We start from the raw sequence: 4,874 nt of genomic DNA, 5'->3' as shown, positions 1-4,874 counted from the left end.
GAGTGGGTCATTTGGTTTGAGTCAGTGGCGCATGAAACATTTGATGGGATGCATATAGAAATGTGGATCGTAGACCACTACCATGAAGTCTATCTTGAACGGGATGGTTATCTGGGAGAAGATGTTATAACGTTAGAAGAGAGTATGGCTTTCGTATTGCAGATTAACGAAACATATAAAATTCGAATTTCCGATAAAATTTTATATGAGTACCCAGCAATGAGACTCCCTTTCTGAGGGAGTCTTTTTGTATAATTTTTTCGAAACAATGTGATCAATTATTTATGAATCTGAGATAATGTGAATAGACTGGCATATTATTTCAGATTTTTGGCTGGATTAGTCAGAAAAATGGTGGCTGGAATAAAGTACTGATTTACACGATTCCCATATCAAAAAGACTGGCGACTGTATCTCTCCACAGACGCCAACTTATCCTTTATCGACACAATGGAAATCTATTCGGTGCGTTGGACGATTGAAGTATTTTTTAGAGAGACGAAACAACAGCTTCATCTGGGAAAATGCCAATCTCGGGATTTTGACGCGCAAATTGCTCATGTAACGACGACTTACATCCTGTATGCCTTCTTGTCTTATTTCCGACGAGTCAACGATTACGAGACTCTGGGAGGGTTATTTGAAGAGATCAAAGATGACATGATGGAGAAAAACTTGGCACAACGGCTATGGGAAATGTTTGATGATCTCCTGCAAGTGGTCATCACGGCCATCGCGGAATCAGGTATGGTAGATATTCATGTCTTTAAGGTGTCCGAGGAATACCAATACATTAAAACGCTTTTTGAAAACTCATTTTTGGGTCACCAACTATTTGACGGCGATAATGTCGCTTAGAGGGCGAAAATGGAATTTCGACAAAAGCACTGTCATACAAGGGTTTCAGGCATTAATAAACACCCCGAATCCCTTGGTATGTGGGGTGCGAAACTCGAGTTATAAGAAAAGCTTCGGCATTCGCTATAAGACGAGGCAAATGCCGAGTTTTTCTAAAATAGAAGGCGCTTTTCCGGATTAGGCCAAATTATGGAATATAAGGTGGTGTTTATACTGCAAAGATGTCAAAACTGCAATATGTCATTCAGCTGGAACAAAATCTTTAAGGCATTTTGGGGCTGGGTATATAGACCAGTTGAATGTGATAATTGCGGTGCGGAACATAAAATAACTATTCCGGGCAGGTTTATTTTTGTATCGCTTACAATTTTTCCAATGCTACTATTCACCAATTTTCTTTCACCTTTTGATAATCTTTTTGCTACCCTAGGTATAGGATTTGCTATATTTATTATTGGTTTTTTGTTCGTACCGTATTTTGTTCGATTCAAAATTGTTTGAGCTGAATAGTTGCTCATTAAGACTAACTTTATAAGGTTGCTTCTTTCAGCAATAGGGCGCTTTTCTCTAATAAGGAATAGCGTCAATATCGTATATAAGGGCCATATTTCGGAATTTATTGGAACCTTTCATAAGGTCGGTCGTAGTTCTATTAAATACTATGTTTTGGGGGTGATCAAAGAGTGAACAAAAGCTATTCCTCGGGAGCAGAGAAAACGACTGGGTTGGTATTAGGAGGTCTCTCCCTAGCGTTAACTGGCAGTATTATCTTCTGGTATTTAGGAAATCCAACACAATTTATAGGAGGACGCTTAGGAATAAATTCTGAAGCTTTTAATAGTGTAATTGTTTGGCTATTTGCTTTTGTTATTGCAGTTGGATATATCATGTACACGGTAAAAGTAATTCCTTTTGTACGAGAGCATTTGTTTACATTTTCATGGCTTAAAGTAATTGGAATTTGGGCGGCGTTTGTATCAAGTACGGTAGAAGAAATCATATTTAGACAAGTATTGATGGATTGGTTAATGAATTTAAATTATGGGATTGTTATACAAATCCTAGCTTCAGCTATTATATTTGGTTTGGCGCATGGTGCATGGGTTCTTCTTAGAGGTGATATTAAAATTGCTTTACCAGTTATATTATCTACAGCCGTACTTGGTGGCTTATTAGCAATTTTATATATAGTTGCTGACCGAAATTTATTAGCTCCAATTGTAGCACATATAATTATCAATTTATTTATTGAGCCGTGGCTTGTTCTTTCCGCAGTTGCAGGTAGTTGGGATAATGAGGAAGAAAAAATTTCAATACATAAAAAATAGCTTGTTCCGTTATTGGGTGCAGTTGTGGAGGAAGCACTGAGCCTGAATTGGGCCATTTAGTTGCATAAATGAATCTTCACGGTGGAAGGGAATGATTAAAATGGAATTGGAAAAACTTTTATCAAAGATGGAAATGGAAGGTGTGATTCATGGTGGTTCAGAGGTCAATGAGGCAATGGTTGCAGTATCAGACGAAACGAGATCGTTATGTACACAATTGAATAATGGTGTTTATACAAACGAGCAAATTAGACATCAAGTTTCTCAAATTATCGGTCGAGAATTAGATGAAGGTTTTTCTTTGTTTTTACCCTTTACGGCAGACTTTGGAAAGAACATTAAAATAGGAAAAAATGTATTCATTAATTCCGGATGCCGGTTCCAAGATCAAGGTCAAATCATTATCGGAGACCAATGTTTGATCGGCCATAATGTGGTTTTGGCAACAATAAATCATGATTATAACCCATTAAATAGAGGAACCATGCATCTGAAACCAATTGTATTGAAAGAGAACACTTGGATTGGTTCCAGTTCAACCATCCTTCCCGGAGTTACGGTCGGTGAAAATTCAATTGTTGCTGCTGGATCAGTAGTTACTAGAGACGTCGCACCTAATACAATTGTCGGCGGAAATCCCGCAAAATTCATATCAAATTTGGAGGATAAAATAAAATAATAATCACTTCAAATACAATTATGCTGATTACTATTTGTGACTATCCGACCTAATTTCAAGTTCTATATTACTTATCATCTCACCCTTTGTATTAGTTTAGTCTTAAATTAACGGGGCGCGAGAATCGAATAAGCTCAGCTAGCTCAATATACTATTGTCAGGCCATTTTGTGGAATGAAATTATGTTAAAATTTAGCTAGAATTCACCGTCACGCTGGGGAGGGTTAATTAAAATGCCAACTTGTGAGAATTGCAACAACAAGTGGAGTTGGAAACAAACTATTAAAAAGACTTTTACATTGGATCCAGCAATGACTTGTCCTTACTGTGGAGAAAAGCAATACGAAACACAAAAATCAAGAATGAAAAACAGTGCTTTAAACTTTGTCATTCCACTACTGTTGTTGCTTAACATTTTCATTGATATCCCAGGGTTTCTCTTGTTAAGTTTATTTCCTGTTTTATTTATTGTAGTAATGTCACTTCACCCGTTTTTTGTGAAGATAAGCAGCAAAGAAGAGTATATAAACTTTTTTTAAGCATAAGCACTCAAAAGAATTATTCCAGAAAAGGGCGCGTTTGTGCAACAAGAATGCGCTCTTCTTAATGAATCGGGCCAGATTATTGCATAAAACAAGGAGGAATATTAATGGATCTTGGAAATGAATACCTGAAAATTGTACGAGAAAGATTTGAAAGTGTTAAAGACCTTGGAGATAAAACAATCAGCCAATTATCAGAGAAGGATATACATTGGAAGCTAAATGAGGCTTCCAATAGCATTGCGATTATTGCAAAACATTTAAGTGGAAATATGATATCCAGATGGTCGAACTTTTTAACAACAGACGGGGAGAAATCCTCTAGAAATCGTGATCAAGAATTTGAAGATGACGTCTCTTCAAAGCAGGAAATGATAACTATTTGGGAAAGAGGGTGGAATATACTTCTTGATACGTTAAATGGCTTAGAGAATCAAGATTTATTAAAGAATATAACTATTCGGGGTGGAAGGCACACTGTTCTAGAAGCCATTGAAAGACAAATGGCTCATTATTCTTATCACGTTGGTCAGATTGTTTATATAGGTAAGCAATTAAAAGATGAAAGTTGGGAAACTCTTAGTATCCCCAAGGGGAAATCAGAAGAGTACCTGCAAGAAAAATTAGAAAAACGTTCTTAGATATTAACTCATATTCCAGAATCAGGCGCTTATACTGAATAAAAGAAGGCTCCCAATTTGCCATTGCAGAGTCATATTGTGGCATAACTCATTGTGCAAATGATGGGAATTTGACATAATTGTTATTAATTTTAAGTGTTGACGAAAGATGTGAAGATTTAAAATGTACGGGGGTATGGTCATGGATCCAATTCTTCTTGATATACCGGAACAGTTTGAAACCGAACGACTTTTATTGCGGGCACCTCAGAATGGCGATGGGACAATGGTTAATGAGGCTATAAGAGAGTCTTTTGAATTTCTTCATGAGTGGATGAAATGGGCTGACCATATTCCAGAAACCGAAGAGACTGAAGCAAATACTCGTAAACATCGAGCGAATTTTTTATTGCGCGACACCTTCACTTTTTACATACTAGATAAACTTTCTGGAGAGTTCAAAGGTACTTGCAGTCTGGTAAGGGCAGATTGGCAAGTGCGCCGCTTTGAGATTGGTTATTGGATTAGGCAATCTGCTGCTAGACAGGGGTTTATGAGTGAAGCTGTGGACGGAGTTACTCAATTTGCTTTTAAGAATCTTCAAGCCAATCGCATAGAAATACGTTGTGACACTAGAAATAGTGCCAGTTGTAGGGTTGCGGAGCGCTGTGGATACCACTTGGAAGCAATCCTTATAAACAATTTCATCGATCCAGCTGGTGACCTCAGAGATGATTGCCTCTACGCAAAGGTACGCTTGAAGAATGGTTCATTCGGTTACCCAACGTTAACAAGCAAATGAGTAAACTAATAATGATGGAATGTTTCAGTAGTTTTTACATAGAGG

General features: G+C 37.3%; 7 protein-coding genes and 1 pseudogene. All 8 read left to right on the top strand.

Annotation, left to right across the window (positions count from 1 at the left end):
• A partial coding sequence (locus IEW67_RS17490; RefSeq protein WP_188634360.1) for a hypothetical protein occupies window positions 1-237 on the top strand: 237 nt, incomplete at its 5' end.
• Window positions 238-375: 138 nt separating this feature from the next.
• A pseudogene (locus IEW67_RS17485) lies at window positions 376-858 on the top strand (transposase); the annotation flags it as partial.
• Window positions 859-1,047: 189 nt separating this feature from the next.
• The gene (locus IEW67_RS18520) at window positions 1,048-1,359 is read left to right on the top strand and encodes a TIGR04104 family putative zinc finger protein (RefSeq protein ID WP_188634359.1); all 312 of its coding nucleotides are present in this window, start codon (window positions 1,048-1,050) and stop codon (window positions 1,357-1,359) included.
• 182 nt (window positions 1,360-1,541) lie between these two features.
• On the top strand, window positions 1,542-2,186 hold the full coding sequence (locus IEW67_RS17475) for a CPBP family intramembrane glutamic endopeptidase (RefSeq protein WP_229671942.1): 645 nt from the start codon (window positions 1,542-1,544) through the stop codon (window positions 2,184-2,186).
• Window positions 2,187-2,277: 91 nt separating this feature from the next.
• Complete coding sequence (locus IEW67_RS17470; RefSeq protein ID WP_229671941.1) at window positions 2,278-2,865, top strand: DapH/DapD/GlmU-related protein; 588 nt, start codon at window positions 2,278-2,280, stop codon at window positions 2,863-2,865.
• A gap of 233 nt (window positions 2,866-3,098) precedes the next feature.
• Window positions 3,099-3,404 carry a TIGR04104 family putative zinc finger protein gene (locus tag IEW67_RS17465; protein ID WP_188634358.1) on the top strand — a complete coding sequence of 102 codons (306 nt, stop codon included), beginning with the start codon at window positions 3,099-3,101 and terminating at the stop codon, window positions 3,402-3,404.
• A 110-nt stretch (window positions 3,405-3,514) separates the two neighbouring features.
• Window positions 3,515-4,048 (top strand): DUF1572 domain-containing protein, encoded by a 534-nt coding sequence (locus IEW67_RS17460; RefSeq protein WP_188634357.1) that lies wholly within the window; start codon window positions 3,515-3,517, stop codon window positions 4,046-4,048.
• A gap of 181 nt (window positions 4,049-4,229) precedes the next feature.
• A complete protein-coding gene (locus IEW67_RS17455; RefSeq protein WP_188634356.1) occupies window positions 4,230-4,829 on the top strand; it encodes a GNAT family N-acetyltransferase in 600 nt (199 codons plus the stop codon).
• Window positions 4,830-4,874 lie beyond the last annotated feature (45 nt).

It is taken from the genome of Lentibacillus kapialis (assembly GCF_014646635.1).
Taxonomy (GTDB): Bacteria; Bacillota; Bacilli; order Bacillales; family Amphibacillaceae; genus Lentibacillus; species Lentibacillus kapialis.
This window is presented reverse-complemented; position numbering and strand designations above follow the sequence as displayed.